This window comes from Buchnera aphidicola (Chaitophorus sp. 3695), assembly GCF_964058985.1.
GTDB classification, from domain to species: domain Bacteria; phylum Pseudomonadota; class Gammaproteobacteria; order Enterobacterales; family Enterobacteriaceae; genus Buchnera_J; species Buchnera_J aphidicola_BQ.
The window spans coordinates 126401-145773 of record NZ_OZ060379.1 but is presented as its reverse complement, the minus strand read 5'-3'; the positions used below and the strand labels follow the sequence as shown (position 1 = coordinate 145773).

Annotated in this window: 16 protein-coding genes; 2 read left to right on the top strand and 14 right to left on the bottom strand. The window is 22.0% G+C overall.

Features of this window, described 5'->3' with window-relative positions:
- Positions 1–524 precede the first annotated feature (524 nt).
- The 13 genes from AB4W58_RS00650 to ndhC all read right to left on the bottom strand — a co-directional run bounded on the left by AB4W58_RS00650 (position 525) and on the right by ndhC (position 15400).
- Complete coding sequence (locus tag AB4W58_RS00650) at positions 525–1991, bottom strand: NADH-quinone oxidoreductase subunit N (RefSeq protein WP_367674170.1); 1467 nt, start codon at positions 1989–1991, stop codon at positions 525–527.
- Positions 1992–2043: 52 nt separating this feature from the next.
- The gene (locus AB4W58_RS00645; protein WP_367674169.1) at positions 2044–3516 is read right to left on the bottom strand and encodes a NuoM family protein; all 1473 of its coding nucleotides are present in this window, start codon (positions 3514–3516) and stop codon (positions 2044–2046) included.
- Between the two features lie 53 nt (positions 3517–3569).
- Entirely contained in the window at positions 3570–5432 is a 1863-nt protein-coding gene (locus AB4W58_RS00640; protein WP_367674168.1) for an NADH-quinone oxidoreductase subunit L, read from the bottom strand.
- A complete protein-coding gene (gene nuoK, locus AB4W58_RS00635) occupies positions 5429–5731 on the bottom strand; it encodes an NADH-quinone oxidoreductase subunit NuoK (RefSeq protein ID WP_367674167.1) in 303 nt (100 codons plus the stop codon). The genes AB4W58_RS00640 and nuoK overlap by 4 nt, the downstream gene beginning before the upstream one ends.
- Positions 5732–5746: 15 nt before the next feature.
- Positions 5747–6253 carry an NADH-quinone oxidoreductase subunit J gene (locus AB4W58_RS00630; RefSeq protein ID WP_367674166.1) on the bottom strand — a complete coding sequence of 169 codons (507 nt, stop codon included), beginning with the start codon at positions 6251–6253 and terminating at the stop codon, positions 5747–5749.
- Positions 6254–6265: 12 nt separating this feature from the next.
- The gene (gene nuoI, locus AB4W58_RS00625; protein ID WP_367674165.1) at positions 6266–6808 is read right to left on the bottom strand and encodes an NADH-quinone oxidoreductase subunit NuoI; all 543 of its coding nucleotides are present in this window, start codon (positions 6806–6808) and stop codon (positions 6266–6268) included.
- A gap of 13 nt (positions 6809–6821) precedes the next feature.
- On the bottom strand, positions 6822–7799 hold the full coding sequence (nuoH, locus tag AB4W58_RS00620; RefSeq protein WP_367674164.1) for an NADH-quinone oxidoreductase subunit NuoH: 978 nt from the start codon (positions 7797–7799) through the stop codon (positions 6822–6824).
- A gap of 1 nt (position 7800) precedes the next feature.
- The gene (gene nuoG / locus AB4W58_RS00615; protein ID WP_367674163.1) at positions 7801–10518 is read right to left on the bottom strand and encodes an NADH-quinone oxidoreductase subunit NuoG; all 2718 of its coding nucleotides are present in this window, start codon (positions 10516–10518) and stop codon (positions 7801–7803) included.
- Between the two features lie 118 nt (positions 10519–10636).
- A complete protein-coding gene (gene nuoF, locus AB4W58_RS00610) occupies positions 10637–11950 on the bottom strand; it encodes an NADH-quinone oxidoreductase subunit NuoF (RefSeq protein WP_367674162.1) in 1314 nt (437 codons plus the stop codon).
- Positions 11947–12447: an NADH-quinone oxidoreductase subunit NuoE gene (gene nuoE, locus AB4W58_RS00605; RefSeq protein ID WP_367674161.1), complete on the bottom strand. Its 501-nt coding sequence runs from the start codon at positions 12445–12447 to the stop codon at positions 11947–11949. Before nuoE ends, nuoF begins: the two co-directional genes overlap by 4 nt.
- A gap of 7 nt (positions 12448–12454) precedes the next feature.
- Entirely contained in the window at positions 12455–14245 is a 1791-nt protein-coding gene (gene nuoC, locus AB4W58_RS00600; RefSeq protein ID WP_367674241.1) for an NADH-quinone oxidoreductase subunit C/D, read from the bottom strand.
- Between the two features lie 72 nt (positions 14246–14317).
- Entirely contained in the window at positions 14318–14980 is a 663-nt protein-coding gene (locus tag AB4W58_RS00595) for an NADH-quinone oxidoreductase subunit B (RefSeq protein WP_367674160.1), read from the bottom strand.
- A gap of 18 nt (positions 14981–14998) precedes the next feature.
- Entirely contained in the window at positions 14999–15400 is a 402-nt protein-coding gene (gene ndhC / locus AB4W58_RS00590) for an NADH-quinone oxidoreductase subunit A (protein ID WP_367674159.1), read from the bottom strand.
- Between the two features lie 335 nt (positions 15401–15735).
- Here ndhC and dnaK point away from each other — a divergent pair, with 335 nt between their 5' ends.
- Entirely contained in the window at positions 15736–17658 is a 1923-nt protein-coding gene (gene dnaK, locus AB4W58_RS00585) for a molecular chaperone DnaK (RefSeq protein WP_367674158.1), read from the top strand.
- Between the two features lie 109 nt (positions 17659–17767).
- Positions 17768–18904 carry a molecular chaperone DnaJ gene (gene dnaJ, locus AB4W58_RS00580; protein WP_367674157.1) on the top strand — a complete coding sequence of 379 codons (1137 nt, stop codon included), beginning with the start codon at positions 17768–17770 and terminating at the stop codon, positions 18902–18904.
- A gap of 94 nt (positions 18905–18998) precedes the next feature.
- On the opposite strand, the gene rpsT is transcribed toward dnaJ, so the two are convergent.
- Entirely contained in the window at positions 18999–19265 is a 267-nt protein-coding gene (rpsT, locus tag AB4W58_RS00575) for a 30S ribosomal protein S20 (protein WP_367674156.1), read from the bottom strand.
- Between the last annotated feature and the right edge of the window lie 108 nt (positions 19266–19373).

Genomic DNA, 19373 nt, shown 5'->3' with positions numbered 1-19373 from the left:
AAATAATTATTAAATTTATGAAATTTTTTTATTTGTTTTTTTTTATTTGATTAATAAATATAATATATTTAAAATATTTAGAAAAATTATAAAAATATGATTAAAAAAAATATTACATATAAATCTGTATTTCCATATACTCTATATTAAGAATACATATATATAAATAAAAAATATTTAATATAATTTTTGATTTAATATAAAAATTTAAAATAAATTAACTTTTTTTTATTAAATAAATATAAATATTCATTATAAAAAATTAAATAATTATATATTTTATACTTAAATAAAATTTATTTAATAATATGTATCCTTATATCACATAGAGTTTCAAATTTTAATTAATTTTATAAAAATTTAAAATTCTTAAATTAAAAATATAGCATTTCAATATTTTTTAATATTTTTTTTATGAAAATATTTTATAAATAATATTTTAAATTTAAAAAAAAAACTCAAAAAAAAAATAAAAAATTTTAAAAAATATATTTATATAAAAATATACGCATTTAAAAAAAATTCTATATATGAAATCTTTGTAATAAATATACAAAATTGTCAATTAAATTTGGAAAAATACCAATCGTTATAATTAATAATGAAAAAATAAAGCAAAAAATTTCCAAGATTATATATAATTTTGTTGGTCTAAAAAAGTGTTTAGAATATTTAATATTTTTAGTATAAAAAAATAATTTTATAAAATTAAAATAATAATATATACTCATAACACTTCCAAACAATACAATTATTATAAATAATATAGAATTTTGTTCAATTAAAAATTTTAATAAATAAAATTTACTAAAAAAACCAATAGTTAAAGGTATTCCAGTCATAGAAAATAAAGAAATAATTATAGAAATAGATAAAATTTTATTTTTCCAAAATATTCCTAAATAATTTTTAAAAGAATTAGAATGTTTATCTTTTAATAAAACTGATATTAATGTCATAGATCCAAATAATACAAAGCTATTAATTAAATATCCTAATAAATAGAATTTAATAGATGTATAAAATATAGAATTTTGATGAAAAAATATTAAAAAAAGAGTTAAATATCCAGAATTTACTATAGTAGAATATCCTAATAATCTTTTAACATTATCTTGAAAAAAAGCTAATACACTTCCTACAATAATAGATAAAAAAGACATAATTTTCAAAACTAATAAAAAAATACTGTATTGATTTGGCAATAATAATAATATATTTGATAAAATTAAAAAAATTACAATTTTTGTTGCATTAGAAAAATATATTAAAATTGGATAAGGGATACCTTCATAAATATCAGGAATCCAAGAATAAAAAGGAAATAAAATAAATTTAGTCAATAATGCTAAACATGTAATCATTATTCCTAAAAAAAATAAATAATTAAAATGCGTTAAAAATAAAGAATTAATAGATATTAATGTAATAAAATCTAATGTGCCAAAAGATAAATAAATAAAAGCTATACCAAATAATAAAAATATAGAAGCTAAGCACGATACAATAAAATATTTAAAAGACGATTCTAAATTTTTAAAACTTTTAGAAGAAATATATCCTATTATTCCAAATAGTGGTAAAGATAATAATTCTATTCCTAAAAATAAAGATATCATATCATTAAATAATAATAATACATAACCTCCAATATTAGATAATAATAATAATATAAAAAATTCTTCTTTATTAATATTTTTATTTCTTAAAAATATATAGGAAAAAATACACGTCAATACACTACTACAAAAAAATATAAACATATAAAAAAAATTAATAGGTTTTAAAAATAATAAAAATAATATATGTAAATCTACATCATGATTTAATTTAATTAAAAAATAAAAAGATATAAATAAACTAATAAAAGTAACTAAAAAAGATAAAAAAAAATTTCTTTGAAAAATAATAATTAATAAATTTATTATAACTGCAGAAATCAATACAATAAAAGGAAGCAACAAAGAAAAATTGCTTAAAATAAAAGGCATATTAAATTCACCTTACAATTGAAATAAAAATAAATATTTTCTATAGTTAAGTTTATATTATTGAAGAATCAGAAATATTAAATATAAAATTCGGATATAATCCAATAAATATTAATAAAAAAGATAAAACAAAAAGAATTAAAAATTCTAAAATAGAAATTTTATGTACAATTAAAAATTTATTATTTGATCCATAAAAAATTTTATGAAACATATTCAAAAAGCAAACTGCAAAAAAAACTAATCCTATCATAGAAATTAAAGTAAATATAGGATGTGCTTTAAAACTACCCAATAATATTAAAAATTCTCCAATAAAATTTCCTGTTCCAGGTATTCCTAAACTAGACATAACAAAAAATAAAAAAAATCCTGGCACGAAGAACATATTTTTCCACACACCACCCATTTTTTTAAAATTATCAGTTTTAAAATTTTTATATAATATTCTTGTTAAAATAATTAATGCTGATGTAGACAAACTATAAGAAATTATATATAAAATAATACCTTGATAAGATAAATTATTTCCAGAAATAATTGCAATTAATATCAAACCCATATGTGCAATAGACATATATGCTATAACTTTTTTAATACTATTTTGAGTACAAGCTAAAAATACACTATAAAAAATACAAAATAATCCTAAAATACAAAGAAAAATAGAATATTCTTGTGATAAATCAGAAAATAAAAAAATATTAAAACGTAATAAACCATATACTCCTGCTTTAATTATAATTCCGATTAAATCAAATGCACCAAAAACTGGAGTATTTTTATGAAAATTTGGAAACCAACTATGAAAAGGAACCAAAGGAATTTTAATCATAAAAGATATAAAAAATCCAATCATAATAAATAATCTATATGTATTATTTAAACAAATATTCTTTAAAATACTCAAATCAAAAGTTAAAATATTAGTTTGATCAAAATAAATTTTTACTAAACTAATCATAGAAATTAAAAATATTAATCCAGATATTTGTGAATATATTAAATATTTATTTGCAATTCTAGATCTACTATTAGAAGTATTTTTTTTTCCCCAAAGTATCATTAAAAAATACGTAGGTATAGACAATATTTCCCAAAAAATAAAAAATAAAAATAAATCTACAGATAAAAATATACCTATTAAATTAGAAACAATACACATCATACAAAAATAAAAAAAACCTATATTTTTTATATCTTCATTCCAAGTTAATAAAATTGAAATAAAAGTTAAAAAAATAGTTAATAATATCATTAAAAATGATAAACCATCTAAAGCTAAATGAAAATTTATACCTAAATTAGAAATCCAAGGAATATTAAAGTCTGTATACCAAAAATGATTAGTATATATATTTAATAAAAAAATTTTTTGATTATAGAAGAATCTTAAAAGTAAAAAAAAATTTAAACTGATGCAAAATAATACAATCCAACGAGGTAATTTTTTTCCTAAAGATTCTATATTCCAAGAAAAAATTCCTCCTAATAAAGGTATAAAAATTAATGCGCAAAGAAACATAATAAAAAGTCCTATTTGAAAAATATTAATGAAACTTAAAAAAATATATGAAATTAAAAAATATTCTTACAAAATATATAAAAAATTACATTAATAAATAAAATAGATATCATGATTCCTAAAGAAATAGATAAAATATATAAACGTAATGATCCATTTTGAAAAATTATTAAAAATTTATTTGCTTTTTTTAATAAAAAATAAAAAATATTAAAAATTTTTCCTATGTAGTCTATATAAAAAATTCTTTTAATAAACATAAAAAAATTTATAAAAAATATATTATAAATATAATCTAAACCAAAATTTTTTTGTAAAAAATATAATATACAAGAAAATTTTTTTTTATTTATAACTTTTAAAGTTCTTTTTTTATGTATTAAAAAATAATAATAGGAAATAAATATTCCTAAAAATACGATCATAGATAAAAATATTTCAAATATATTTTTCTTTAAATTTATAATTTCAGAATGTATTGAAATATCTAATAAAGGACGAAAATAAAAGATACCTAAAAAAGAAGATAATATACATAAGATAAATAAAGAAAACATATGAAAAAAATTATTTGAAATTTGAGGTGAAATTTTTAACTTATTATGAAAAATTAAGAAGAAAAATCTAGATGCATATATAGATGTTAAAAATGATCCAATAACACCAATTATGAAAAAAAAATAATGTTTCTGAATAAAAGCACCCCAAATAATAGATCCTTTAGTATAAAAACTAGAAGTAAATAAAGGTAAAGCTATTAAAGAAGATACACCTATCATAAAAATAAAATATAATGTTCGTAATTCATATTTTAAACCACCCATATTCAAAATATTAATTTCATCATAACAAGAAAAAATTAAAGAACCGGATGAAAGAAACAATAAAGCTTTAAAAAAAGAATGAATAACTAAATGCGCTAAAACAATATTCCATAGCTTCATTCCTAATCCTAAAAACATATAACCAATTTGACTCATAGTAGAATAAGCAAGAATTTTCTTTATATTATTTTCAAAAATAGCGGATAGACTAGATAAGATAATAGTAATTGATCCAATGATAGAAATTAAAGTTAATAATTGTGAAGATAATTGAAATAAATTATGCATTCTAATTATTAAATATACTCCTGCTGTAATCATAGTTGCTGAATGAATTAAAGCAGATACAGGTGTTGGTCCAACCATAGCTTTAGTTAACCATACTTGAAAAGGAAATTGAGCTGATTTCGTCATCGTACCTAAAAAAATAAAAAATGCACTTAAAATTAAAACATTAGTAAAAGGTAAACACGTATATTTTAGAAATATTATATTTAATTTATTAAAATCTAATGTTTGACATTGAAATAAAATTAAAAAAATAGCTAACAAAATAAATAGATCACCAACTCTTGTAATAATAAATGCTTTCATTGCAGATTTTATATTTTTTTGTTTTACATAATAAAATCCAATTAAAACATATGAACAAAAACCTACTATTTCCCACGCTATATAAGTTAATAAAAGATTATTAGATAATACTAATAAATTCATACTAGAAATAAATAAATTCATATAAGCAAAAAATCTAGAAAAATCAATTTTATTACTCATATACCAAATGGAAAATATTTGTATTAAAAACCCAACTCCTGTAATTACCTGTAACATAGTCAAAGATAAATTATCTATATATAAACCAAAATCAATATGAAAATTATGTATACAAAAAATAGTCCAAAATGTTTTTTCAATATAAGAATTTTCATCAAAAAAATTTATATAAAAATAATTTGTTAATACAAAACAAATAAAAACTGGAATAACTCCGATAATATTGTATATAAAATTTGAAAATTTTTTTCGAGAAAAAATTATTAATATAAAACTTATTAATGGAATAATAATTGTTAAAAACAAAAAATTCATTTTTTTATCTCACTTAATACATTAATATCTAAAGTATTTTTATATTTATAAATATTTATTAAAAAAGCTAAACCAATACTAGCTTCAACAGCAGCAATAGTAATTATAAAAACATACATGATTTGACCATCTACTTGCTTCCAATAATTACCTATAAAAATCATCATTAAAGCTAATGCATTGATCATAACTTCTAAACCTATCAAAATATATAATAAATTTCTTTTAATAATTAAACATATAAATCCTAAAAAGAATAAAAACATTGATAGAATTAAACCACTAAAAATAGTAACCAAAATAAACTCCAAAAATTAATCAATTTTAATATTTTTTTTATGAATACATAAATGCACAACAACAATTAATGAAGCTAATAAAATCATAGAAACGATCTCTATAAAAAATATATTATTATGAAATAAATACATTCCAATCATACTCATATCTATAACACTGATACAAATTGATTTATAATCTAATATATAATTTATATACAGTATATAAGTTATAAAAGACATTGATAAAAAAAAAGTAAATATAGAAAAAAATTGTATAATAAATTCTTTTTTTTTATAAAAATTTTTATTTTCTAAATTAAACGTCATAATTACAAAAACAAATAAAACCATTATAGCTCCAGCATATATAATAGTTTCTATAGAACCAATAAAAAATAACCCTAAAGAAAAATAAATACCTGATATAGATAAAAAAGATAATATTAAATATAATAAAGAATATATAGGGTTTTTTTGAAAAATAACACATACTGTAAAAAAAATTGTCATTAAACTAAATATATAAAAAAAAACCGTCATAAAATTTTCTCCTTAAGGTAAAATACTTTTTATATTTATAGTTTTATTTTTTTTAGGTTTGAATTTATTCTCAGGTTCTTTAATTGATACTCCAGAAAATTGATAAAAATCATAATCAGAATATTTTCCAGGACCTGAAATTAATAAATCTTCTTTTTCATATATCAAATCTTTTCTTTTATATTCAGATAATTCAAAATCTGGAATTAATTGAATTGCTGCTGTAGGACAAGCTTCTTCACATAATCCACAAAAAATACATCTAGAAAAATTAATTCGAAAAAATTTTGCGTGCCAACGATTATTAGATAAATTTTCTTTTTGTAAAGAAATACATCCTACAGGACATGCTACTGCACATAAATTACAAGCTACACAGCGTTCTTCTTTATTTTTATTTCTAGTTAATATTACTCTTCCTCGATATCTAGGAAATAAAGAAATAGGAATTTCAGGATACAGCTTAGTTTCTCTTTTAGAAAAAGCATTTAAAAATACTAAAAATATACTTTTTATTTGTGATATTATTCCCATAATTAATTTTTTAAAAAACATATAAACCTCAATACTAAACTTTATAAATTAACGTAAAAAAAGCAATAATAAGTAAATTTATTAATGCAATCGGAAAACATATTAACCATCCAAATATCATCATTTGATCATATCTTGGTCTAGGTAAAGACGCTCTAATTAACATAAAAAATAATATAAAAAACAAAGATTTTAAAAAAAACCAAACAAAAGAAGAGCAATATATACCATAATAACCTCCAAAAAAAAGAGATGTAATTAAAAAAGACATTATTATAATAGAAATATATTCTCCTATAAAAAACATTCCAAATTTCATTCCAGAATATTCTATATGATAACCATCAGCAAGTTCTTGCTCAGATTCTGGTTGATCAAAAGGATGTCGATGACATATTGCTAAAGCGGAAATCAAAAATATAACAAAACTAAAAAAATGTGGAATAACATTCCATAAATATTTTTGATTATTTATAATATCTATCAAATTAAAAGAACCACTTTTAATTACAGTTGGCATTATTGATAAACCTAAAAAAATCTCATAACTTATAGTTTGAGCTGCAGATCTGATTGCACCTAATAAAGAATATTTATTGCCACTAGACCAACCTGCTAATAATATTGAGTAAACAGATAAACTTGCCATCATTAAAAAAAATAATATTCCTATTTTTAAATTAAAAATACAAAAGTTAATATCAAATGGAATTATTATACATACTAAAAAAATAGAACTAAATGCTAATATTGGAGCAATATTAAAAATTAATTTATTTGAAAAAGATGGTGTCCAATCTTCTTTAAAAAATATTTTTATCATATCAGCAAATAATTGTAATGAACCAAAATAACCTACTCTATTCGGACCATATCTATTTTGAAATAAAGCTAAAACTCGTCTTTCTACTATACTTAAAAACGCTCCAAAAAAAACTATTGCAATAAAAATAAAAAAAATTCTAAAAAAATTTAATAAAAACTCATAATTTTTTATAAATAAATAATTCATTTTATACTTCCTTTAAATCTTGTATTTCTTTTCCAATTAAAGAAACAGGAGTTCTAAACCGACCTATAGGTAAAGCTATATGTCCTAAAGCTAAGCTATTAGAAAATATTACAAAAAAAGTATATGTATCTGATAAATATGTAAAAGAAACTTTACTTCTATTTGAAATATTTAAGCGTTTAGCATCGATTTTATTAATTATTAAATATGGATTAATTATTTTTTTTTGAATAATTGGAGAATATTGACTAAGCTCTTCACTTCCAAATAACAAATAATATGGAACAATAAAGAAATTATTAGTTTTAATAAATCTTTTTGGAATTTTAGAAAAACTTATATATTTATTATTCAATTTAGAATTTAATAAAAATTTTCCTGTATTTCCAGCTAATAGACTTCCAGAAACTTCTTTTTGAAATTTATGAATACCTTGAGAAGAATTCCATTCAGGAGACCATATAAAAGGAAAAAAAGATGTATATTTTTTATAAATACTACTACCTTCCATAGAAAATGAAAACATTGTCTCAGTATCTTGCATTTGAGAAATTTCATGAACATCAATATCAGCTCTTAAAGAAGTACGTCCACTTGATCTATTAGATGAGCGAGGAATTTTTTGTCCACATACTTTAAATGATGCATTAGGTGCAGATTTCTTTATGTTTTTTAAAAAAGATATTTTTTTTGTGCATAAATTAATAATATCATCTAAATGATTAGAAACATTATTTTTATGATTTATTTCTCTATTAATTAAATTTAAAAATTTCCAAGAAGGAAAAACATTAATTTTATTATCATAAAAATTTACATTATATACTTGGAAAAATCTTTGAGATCTAAGTTCATAATTTATTAAAGTACCTGAACTTTCAAAAATATTTGCAGCTGGAAAAAAAATATTAGAATAATTAAAAATTTTTGTTTTTTGATGATCTATAACAATAATATTTTTTATATTTTCTAAATTCTTTTTTAAATCAGATTTAGATAATAAATTAAACAAATCATTTTCTACAATAATTAAAGAAGAATTTTTTTTTTGAGATTTTTTTAATACATGATTTAAAGAATGCCCATTAATAATAGTTACTCCCATAGAATTTGCAGAAGGTGTTAAAAATATTAAACCAACTTTTAATCCTATTTTTTTTAAATTACTCGCAATATTATAAGAAGATTTAATTAAATCTAAATTTCTAGAATGCGAACCAGAAATAATTAAAACTTTTTTTGCTTTAAGTAAAATATTCGTAATATATATAGATTTTTCTTTTAAATAATCTGTTAATGCGTTTGAATATATAAAATTATTTTTTAAATTTTCTGAAATACAAAATGCAAAATAAGCTTGTTCTTGTGGATTTGCTTCGTAAGAAAAATTCGATATATCTTTTAATTTAGTTTTATGTGTATTTGTAATAAATAAAAAGTTATTAGCAATATTAGATAAATTTTGAATTGCTAAAGTATGCCAATTATGTATATTATTAAATTTTAATTTATCTGAAGAAATTTTCTTTAAAGCTTGTCTAATAGAAAGAGCTAATCTTGAAGATGTTTGTGTAATATCTTCTCCTAAAACAAAAATTGCATCATAATTTTCTACTTCTTTTAAAGATGGTATTTTAATAGTATTTTTTTTTAATATCTTTAAAATTAAAGATATACATTCATGATCTATATCAATCATACCAGTAGAAAAATTTTCTTCTCCAACTAAACTCTTTAACATAAAATTTGTTTCAACACTTGCACGCGCCGAACCAATTCCAATTATATTTGAAGAATTACGAAGCATTTTTACAACTTTTTTAATTGCTATATCAAAATTTACTTTTTGATGTATATTTTTATTTTTTATATAACAATGTTTTAATCTATCTTTAAAATTAGAATATCCATATGAAAAACGACCTAAATCACATAAAAAATAGTTATTTATATCTTCATGATATCTATTTTCTATACGTCTGATTTCATTATATCTTTCTCCAACAATAGTATTACATCCAATGCTACAATGCACACATATACTAGGTGCATTTTGTAAATCCCATTTTCTAGTATAATTTTGTGAATATGTTTTATCAGTAAAAACACCTGTTGGACATACTTCTATCAAATTTCCAGAATATTCACTTTCTAATTCTCCGCTTTGAAATCGTCCAAAAAAAATATTTTGATTAACACCATATACATCAAAATCTTTTCCATCTGCATAATCTTTATAATACCTAACACATCTATAACATGAAATACATCTATTCATTTCATGAGAAATAAAAAATCCTAAATACTGACTTTTATATTTTTTTTTATCAAATCTATAACGACGATGTAAATGTTGATTCATAACTGTCATATCTTGTAGATGACAATTTCCTCCTTCTTCGCATACTGGACAATCATGAGGATGATTTAACATTAATAATTCAATAATATTTTTTCTAAAATTTTTAGATTCAATATCATTAACAGTAATTATAGAATTTTCTTCTACAGGTGTCATACATGACATAACAATTCTTCCTGACTTATCTTTTGAATCTTGATATTTTTTTACAGCACATTGTCTACATGCTCCAATACTACCTAATTTAGGGTGCCAACAAAAATAAGGAATATTAAAACCTAAAGTTAAACACGCTTGAAGTAAATTACTTGATGGATTCACATCATAATTTTTTCCATCTATATTAATTTTAAACATATCTAAGTTTCCAAATTTTTTCTTAAAATAAATAATAATATAAAATAATTTTTTAAATATTTGTCAAATATCTGAAATAAATTAAAAATTTTTATTTAATCTATTTTTTAAAATTAACTTATATACCAGGAATTTTAATTTTTATATCATCTTTATTAATTGTAATTTTATTTTTAAATTCTTCTATAAAATATTTCATAGCGCTTCTTAAAGGTGAAATAGCTCCTGGAGCATGCGCACAAAAAGTATTTCCCGGACTCATTTGTAAGCATAAATTTTTTAAAATTTCTATATCTCCTTTACATCCTTTATTTTTTTTCATAGATTGTAAAATTTTTACTATCCATGGTAAACCATCTCTACAAGGTGTACATAAACCACAAGATTCTCTAGAAAAAAATTTTTCTAAATTAAGTAATAAATGAATAATATTTGTTTGATTATCTATAGCTAAAGACAATCCTGTACCTAATCTACTTCCAATTTTTTGAATACTTGCAAAACCCATTTCTACATCAAGATGTTCTTCTAACAATAAATCTGTTCCTGCTCCTCCAGGTAACCATGCTTTTAATTTTAAATTATTTTTCATACCTTTTGCATATTTTTCTAAAATTTCCCTTGCAGTAATACCAAAAGGCAATTCCCATATTCCTGGATTTTTTACAAGACCAGAAAAACCCATTAATTTTGTTCCAGAATCTTCATTTCTTGAAAGATTTTTATACCAACTAATTGGATTAGAAAGAATTACTGGAATATTAGTTAATGTTTCAACATTATTTATACAAGTAGGATTACCCCATAATCCTATATTAGCTGGAAATGGAGGTTTAATTCTAGGATTTGCTCTTTTGCCTTCCAATGAATTAATTAAAGCTGTTTCTTCTCCGCAAATATATCTTCCTGCTCCAGTATGCAGATAAAGATTAAAAGAAAAATTACTATTTAAAATATTTTTACCTAAATAACCATTTATATATGATTCATTTAAAGCTTTAATTAATATTTTTTCTGGAGTAACATATTCTCCACGTAAAAAAATATATCCAAATGAAGTATTTAAAGCATATGCTGCAATAATCATTCCTTCAATTAATTGATGAGGAGAATTTTCAATTATCCATCTATCTTTATAAGTTCCTGGTTCCATTTCATCTGCATTACATATTAAATACTTTTGAGTATATTTTTTATCTTGAGGCATTAAACTCCATTTAATACCTGTTGGAAATCCAGCTCCTCCTCTTCCTTTTAAACCTGATTGAATCACTTTCTCAATAACTTGTGTAGAAGTCATTTCATTTAAACATTTTTTTAAAGAAAAATAACCATTTTTTTTAATATATTCTTCGATCCATATTGTTTTTTTATCTTTTCTAAAACGCCATGTTAGAGGATGTGATTCTTCTAATAAATTTGTATTATTCATTTTAATGAATCCAAAATTTTTAAAATAGAACTTCTATTTAAATGAAAATATGTTTTATTATTAATCATAAGTACAGGTCCTTTATCACATGCACCTAAGCAACAAATTGGTAATAATGTGAAATTATTATCTGCAGTAGTTTCACCACATTTGATACATAATTTTTTTTCTAATATATTCTTAATTTTTTTATATCCAGTAATATAACATACAACACTATCACAAAATTTTATCACATAACGCCCTACAGGATTTCTAAAAATTTGACTATAAAAAGTAGCTACACTTTCTATTTCACTTACTGAAATTTTTAATTTTTTCGAAAGAAATATCATAGAACTATCAGAAACCCATCCATAATATTTTTGTACAATTTTTAACGATTCAATTAAAATTGATCGATTATCTAGAGTATGTTTTTTTAGAGAATGAATCTCTTTACATATTATATTATTAATAATAAATATTTTTTTATTAAAAATTTTTTTTTTATTCATTTTATCTTCACCTATCTACATCTGACATAACAAAATCAATACTTCCTAAATATACGATTAGATCTGATATACAACTATTTTTTATAACAGAAGGAATTTGTTGTAAATGAGCAAAACTAGGAGTTCTAATTCTAGTACGATAACTCATTGTACCTCCATCGCTAATTATATAATAACTATTAATACCTTTTGTCGCTTCAATCATTTGTAAACTTTCTCCAAATGGAATTACAGTACCCCATGAAACTTGTAAAAAATGTGTAATTAAAGTTTCTATATCTTGTAATGTATTTTCTTTATTAGGAGGAGTAGTTAAAGGATGACTAGATTTATACTCACCTTCAGGCATATTCTTTAAACATTGTTTTAAAATTTTTAAACTTTCATATATTTCTTCTACTTTTAAAAGAACTCTATTATAACAATCACTAATTCCATTACCTATAGGTATTTCAAAATCAAAATTTTCATATCCTGAATATGGTCTATTTTTTCTTAAATCAAAATTTACACCTGTTGCTCTTAATCCAGCTCCTGTAATTCCCCAAGACAGAGCTTCTTTTTTATTATAAGCTGCAATACCTTTAGATCGTGCAATTAAAATACTATTTTTTAAAGCTATATTTATATATAAATTTAATCTTTTAGGAATCCAATCTAATAAATCCTGCAATAATTTTTCCCATCCTTTAGGTAAATCATGTGCTAATCCTCCAATTCTAAACCAAGCAGGATGCATACGAAATCCTGTGATTAATTCTATAACATCATAAATTTTTTGACGATCAGTAAATGCTAAAAAAACAGAACTCATTGAACCTACATCCTGAATAAAAGTTGAAATATATAATAAATGACTATTTATACGAAATAATTCTGAAAGCATTACTCGAATGAATTTAACGCGAGAAGATACAACTATTCCAGATAATTTTTCCAGAGTTAAAATATATGGCATTTCATTGACACATCCACCTAAATATTCAATACGATCAGTATAAGGAATATAACTATGCCAAGATTGTCGTTCACCCATTTTTTCAGCTCCACGATGATGATATCCAATATCTGGAACACAATTAATAATTTTTTCTCCTTTTAATTGTAATATAATACGAAAAGCACCATGTGCAGAAGGATGATTTGGTCCTAAATTTAAAAACATAAAGTCTTCGTTATGATAACTTCTTTTCATACCCCAATCTTTTGGATCAAATTTTAAAGCAGACATTTCTAATTCTTGTATTTCTTTTGTTAAAGTGTATGGAGAAAATTCTGTTGCTCTTGCAGGATAATCTTTTCTTAGAGGATGACCTATCCAATTTTTAGGCATTAAGATACGTTTTAAATATGGATGTCCTAAAAAAGAAATACCAAACATATCCCATATTTCTCGTTCATACCAATTTGCATTTGAATAAATATTAGTTATCGTTGGAATACTTAAATTATCTTCAAATAAAGGAACTTTTAACATTAAATCCAAATTATTTTCAATAGATAAAAAATAGTAAAAAACAGAAAAATCAGATTTAGGAAAATGATTTTTATTTATACGTACTCTTTCATCTATTGCATGTAAATCAAATAACATATCATAAAAATTACTTTTATATAAAAAATTTACAAAATTTAATAAATTATCTTTACTAATCCAAATAACTGGATGATTAATACAAGTTTTTTGTACAAAAAAACTTTCTGGGCCAAACACATCACATAAAGTCTTAATAATAGGAAATTTAAAATATTTTTCCCATGTATTTTTTTTAGAAAAAAAAATATTATTATAATTCATCATAAGTTTTGTCATACCTTGCTATAAAATTCTATAATCAAACTAATTTATACTGTTTAAAAATTTAAAAAATTATACTTTTTTTGGATTTTTAAAATCATATAAAGAATTTACTTTAGAACGATTTTTTTCTTTTCTAGATTTTAAATTCGCTTTATAAATTTTTTGATCACCTATAATCCAAGATAAAGGTCTTCTTTCTTTTGAAATAGAATTTTGTAAAAGCATTAATCCTTGAATATAAGCTTCAGGTCTAGGAGGACAACCAGGTATATAAACATCTACAGGCAAAATTTTATCTATACCTTGTACAACTGAATAAATATCATACATTCCTCCAGAATTTGCACAAGAACCCATAGAAATTACCCATTTAGGTTCTAACATTTGATCATATAAACGTTTAATAATCGGAGCCATTTTAATAAATGGTGTTCCAGCAATAATCATTACATCTGCTTGTCTTGGAGATGCTCTTAATACCTCTGATCCAAAACGAGATACATCATGTACTGCAGTAAAAGATGTCACCATTTCAACATAACAACATGATAATCCAAAGTTATAAGGCCATAAAGAATTTTTTCTACCCCAGTTTACTAAATAATTTAAAATCTTTTTTAAATTTCCAAAAAAAATATTGTTTTTTATTGCAAGTTTAATAGGATCATCAGTAATTTTTTCTATTTTTTTATCATTTTTTTTAAAATTAATTTTGGTTAAAGTATATTTCATTACATCCTCATATATCCATTAAGATAAATTATTATTTTTAAACTTATTATTTTCAAATAATTTTAATGCTCTAATTCTAAATAAATATATTAAAGATAATAATATCATAAAAATAAAAAAAGACATTTCAATTAATCCAATCCATTGTATTTTTCTAATACATATAGACCAAGAATATATATATAAAGATTCTATATCAAATATTACAAAAAACATGGCTATTAAATAAAATTTTACTGAAAATCTTAAGCGAGAATTTCCCGTAGAAGGAGCTCCAGATTCAAAAGGAATATTTTTTTCCTCAGAAATAGATCTACCTCCTAAAATCCAACTTAAAAATAATACAATACAAGAAAATGAAAATATGAAAAATATAAACGAAAAAAAATTCATATATTGTATAATATTTTGATAATGCATGTTCTCTCCAAAATAAAAAATATTTTTATAAAGAAAATAATATTTATTATTATAAATATTTTAATTCTATTGATATATCACATGTAAAATAATTATTTTTACAGTATAATAACATTGTTAATATGTTTTTAAAAAATATTATAAAATTATAAAAAAATATTTTAATTATATTTAAGATAATTTACTCTCAAAGACTTGAGGTATTTTAAATAGTCCCCATTTTATTGTTATTGATAATAATTAAATTTATATAATTTCTTTAAAAAATCTCAAAATTTTTGAAAATTTTATTAAAAATTTTAAATTTTCAAATAACGCAACAAAAGGAGATATACATGGGTAAAATTATTGGAATTGATTTAGGTACTACAAATTCTTGTGTGGCTATTATGGATGGAAACAAAGCGAAAGTATTAGAAAATTCAGAAGGAGAACGTACTACACCTTCAATTATTGCTTATTCTGAAAATGGAGAAATTTTAGTTGGGCAGCCTGCTAAAAGACAAGCAGTTACTAATCCAAAAAATACACTTTTTGCAATTAAAAGATTAATCGGAAGAAAATTTACAGATCAAGAAGTACAACGTGATCTTTCTATTATGCCTTATGAAATTGTTAAATCAGATAATAATGATGCATGGATTAATATAAAAAATAAAAAAATATCTCCTCCTCAAATATCAGCTGAAGTTTTAAAAAAAATGAAAAAAACTGCAGAGGATTATTTAGGAGAAAAAGTCACAGAAGCTGTAATTACAGTACCAGCATATTTTAATGATACTCAAAGACAAGCGACTAAAGATGCAGGGAAAATAGCAGGTTTAAATGTTAAAAGAATAATTAATGAGCCTACTGCAGCAGCATTAGCATATGGATTAGACAAAAATAAAGGAAATAAAACTATTGCTGTATATGATTTAGGTGGAGGAACATTTGATATTTCTATTATCGAAATAGATGAAGTAGATAAGGAAAAAACATTTGAAGTATTAGCAACTAATGGAGATACACATTTAGGTGGAGAAGATTTTGACAGTAGATTAATTAACTACTTGGTTCAAGAATTTCAGAAACAACAAGGATTTAATTTAAAAAATGATTCATTAGCTATGCAAAGATTAAAAGAAGCAGCAGAAAAAGCTAAAATAGAATTATCTTCTACTCAAGAAACAAATATTAATTTACCATATATTACAGCAGATGCAAATGGACCAAAACATTTAAATATAAAAGTTACTCGATCAAAATTAGAATCACTTGTAGAAGATTTAATAGAAAAATCTATTAATCCTTTAAAAATAGCATTAAAAGATGCAAAACTTTCTGTTAAAGATATACATGATATAATATTAGTCGGTGGACAAACAAGAATGCCGATGGTACAAAAAAAAGTATCAGAATTTTTTGGAAAATTACCAAGAAAAGATGTAAATCCGGATGAAGCAGTAGCTGTAGGTGCTGCAGTACAAGGTGGTGTCTTAGCAGGAGATGTAAAAGATGTTTTATTATTAGACGTTACACCATTATCTTTAGGAATTGAAACAATGGGTGGTGTAATGACTAGTTTGATTAATAAAAATACAACTATACCAACTAAACATAGTCAAATCTTTTCTACAGCAGAAGATAATCAATCAGCTGTAACTATTCATGTATTACAAGGTGAACGTAAAAAATCTCACGATAACAAATCTTTAGGACAATTTAATTTAGATGGTATTCAACCAGCTCCTAGAGGAATGGCTCAAATAGAAGTAACATTTGATATTGATGCAGATGGAATTTTACATGTATCCGCAAAAGATAAAAAAACTGGAAAAGAACAAAAAATTACAATACAATCCTCTTCTGGATTAAAAGAAGAAGAAATAAAAAAAATGATTTCAGATGCTGAAAAGCACGCTGAAGAAGATAAAAAATTTGAAGAATTAGTTCAAATTAGAAATCAAGGAGATCAAATCTCTCATAGTACTAAAAAACAACTAGAAGAATGTAAAAATAAACTTAATATTAAAGATAAAGAATCTATCGAATTAGCATTAAAAAATTTAGATGAAGTATTAAAAAAAGAAAATAAAAAAGATATTGAATCTAAAATACAAGAATTATTAAAAATATCATCAAAATTAATAGAAGCTACTAAAAAAACAACTGCATCTCCAGAAGAATCTAATACAAATAATAATTCTTCTACTGCGCCAAAAGATCCTAAAGTCGTAGACGCAGAATTTGAAGAAGTCAAAGAACCGAAAAAATAAAGTTAATACTTATTATATTTATTAATTTTTAAATGAAAACGGGCGCAGAATAAAAAAATCTACGCCCGTTTAAAATATATAAAATAAATATTTTAAATGAGATAAAAAAATGAATAAAAAAGATTATTATAAAACTTTAAATATTTCTAAATCAGCTAATGATAGAGAAATAAAAAGAGCTTATAAAAGATTAGCAGTAAAATACCATCCTGATAGAAATAACAATAGTAAACTTTCAGAAAAAAAATTTAAAGAAATCAAAGAAGCATATGAGATTTTAATTAATCCAGAAAAAAGATCAGCATATGATCAATATGGACATTCTGCTTTTGAACAAAATTCTTCTGGAAATGATTTTAATGGATCCTTTACTAGTTCTACTGATTTTGGTGATATATTTGGAGATGTATTTGGAGATATATTTGAAAACAGTAATTCAAGAGAAAATCATCGCGGTTCTGATCTTCAATATAATATTTCATTAAACTTAGAAGAAGCAGTCAAAGGTACAATCAAAGAAATTCATATTCCATCGTTACAGAGATGTCATACATGTAATGGAAATAAAACACAAACAGGAACTATACCAGAAAATTGTAATACATGTCATGGAAAAGGAAATATACATATGCGAAAAGGATTTTTTACAGTACAACAAACTTGCCCATCTTGTCAAGGACAAGGAAAATTTATAAAAAATCCATGTTACACTTGTAATGGATATGGAAGAATTCAAAAATCAAAAAAACTATCTATAAAAATTCCAGCTGGAATAGATAATAACGATAAAATTAGATTAAACAATGAAGGTGAAGCAGGAGAAAATGGAGCTGCTTCTGGAGATTTATATATACAAGTAAATATTAAAAAACATCCTATTTTTAAAAGAAAAAAAAATGATTTATATTGTGAAATCCCTATCAATTTTACTCTAGCTGCATTAGGTGGAAAAGTTGAAGTACCTACTTTAAATGGAAAAGTAAAAATTCAAATTCCACCAGAAACACAAACAGGAAAACTATTTAGAGTTAAAGGAAAAGGAGTACAATCAATTAGAAATTACATTACAGGAGATTTATTATGTAAAATTATAGTAGAAACACCAATTAATTTAAATCAATATCAAAAAAAATTATTAAACGATCTAAATTATAGTTTAAAAGGGAACCAAGGAGAAACAAACAATCCTCGCTCTAAAAGATTTTTTGATGGAGTAAAAAAATTTTTTCAAGATTTAACAAAATGATAATAAAATATAAAGCGGTATTAATTTCATAAATTAATATAAAATTTAGAAACAATACTGCTTTTCTTAAAATTTTTTATTAAATAGGGTATATTTATTTTGAAATGTTTCTAATTTTTTTTAATAAATTAGATTTATATCGTGCTGCTTTATTTTTATGTATAATTTTTTTAATAGAATATCGATCTACTAAAGATTGCATTTTATTAAAAGCGCTCATTGATTTGTTAAAATCATTAATCATAATATATGATAAAACTTTTTTTACATATGTTTTAATAACAGAACGATTTCTATTATTAGAAATTTTTCTTTTAATAGATGAAAAAATACTTTTTTTAGAAGATTTTAAATTAGCCATAATAAACTCCTACATTTAAATACTTATAATATAAATTTATTATACTAAAATAATTATTTTAGTACAAAAAAATATAAAAAAATATATATTAATTTATAATTAATAAAA

Bases quoted from the DNA above. Each gene is read 5' to 3' on its own strand.
- nuoG (WP_367674163.1), bottom strand. From the start codon at position 10,518: ATGTTTAAAATTAATATAGATGGAAAAAATTATGATGTGAATCCATCA.
- AB4W58_RS00650 (WP_367674170.1), bottom strand. From the start codon at position 1,991: ATGCCTTTTATTTTAAGCAATTTTTCTTTGTTGCTTCCTTTTATTGTA.
- nuoI (WP_367674165.1), bottom strand. From the start codon at position 6,808: ATGTTTTTTAAAAAATTAATTATGGGAATAATATCACAAATAAAAAGT.
- rpsT (WP_367674156.1), bottom strand. From the start codon at position 19,265: ATGGCTAATTTAAAATCTTCTAAAAAAAGTATTTTTTCATCTATTAAA.
- nuoF (WP_367674162.1), bottom strand. From the start codon at position 11,950: ATGAATAATACAAATTTATTAGAAGAATCACATCCTCTAACATGGCGT.
- AB4W58_RS00630 (WP_367674166.1), bottom strand. From the start codon at position 6,253: ATGACGGTTTTTTTTTATATATTTAGTTTAATGACAATTTTTTTTACA.
- nuoE (WP_367674161.1), bottom strand. From the start codon at position 12,447: ATGAATAAAAAAAAAATTTTTAATAAAAAAATATTTATTATTAATAAT.
- AB4W58_RS00640 (WP_367674168.1), bottom strand. From the start codon at position 5,432: ATGAATTTTTTGTTTTTAACAATTATTATTCCATTAATAAGTTTTATA.
- AB4W58_RS00645 (WP_367674169.1), bottom strand. From the start codon at position 3,516: ATGTTTCTTTGCGCATTAATTTTTATACCTTTATTAGGAGGAATTTTT.
- dnaJ (WP_367674157.1), top strand. From the start codon at position 17,768: ATGAATAAAAAAGATTATTATAAAACTTTAAATATTTCTAAATCAGCT.
- ndhC (WP_367674159.1), bottom strand. From the start codon at position 15,400: ATGCATTATCAAAATATTATACAATATATGAATTTTTTTTCGTTTATA.
- nuoH (WP_367674164.1), bottom strand. From the start codon at position 7,799: ATGAATTATTTATTTATAAAAAATTATGAGTTTTTATTAAATTTTTTT.
- nuoC (WP_367674241.1), bottom strand. From the start codon at position 14,245: ATGAATTATAATAATATTTTTTTTTCTAAAAAAAATACATGGGAAAAA.
- AB4W58_RS00595 (WP_367674160.1), bottom strand. From the start codon at position 14,980: ATGAAATATACTTTAACCAAAATTAATTTTAAAAAAAATGATAAAAAA.
- dnaK (WP_367674158.1), top strand. From the start codon at position 15,736: ATGGGTAAAATTATTGGAATTGATTTAGGTACTACAAATTCTTGTGTG.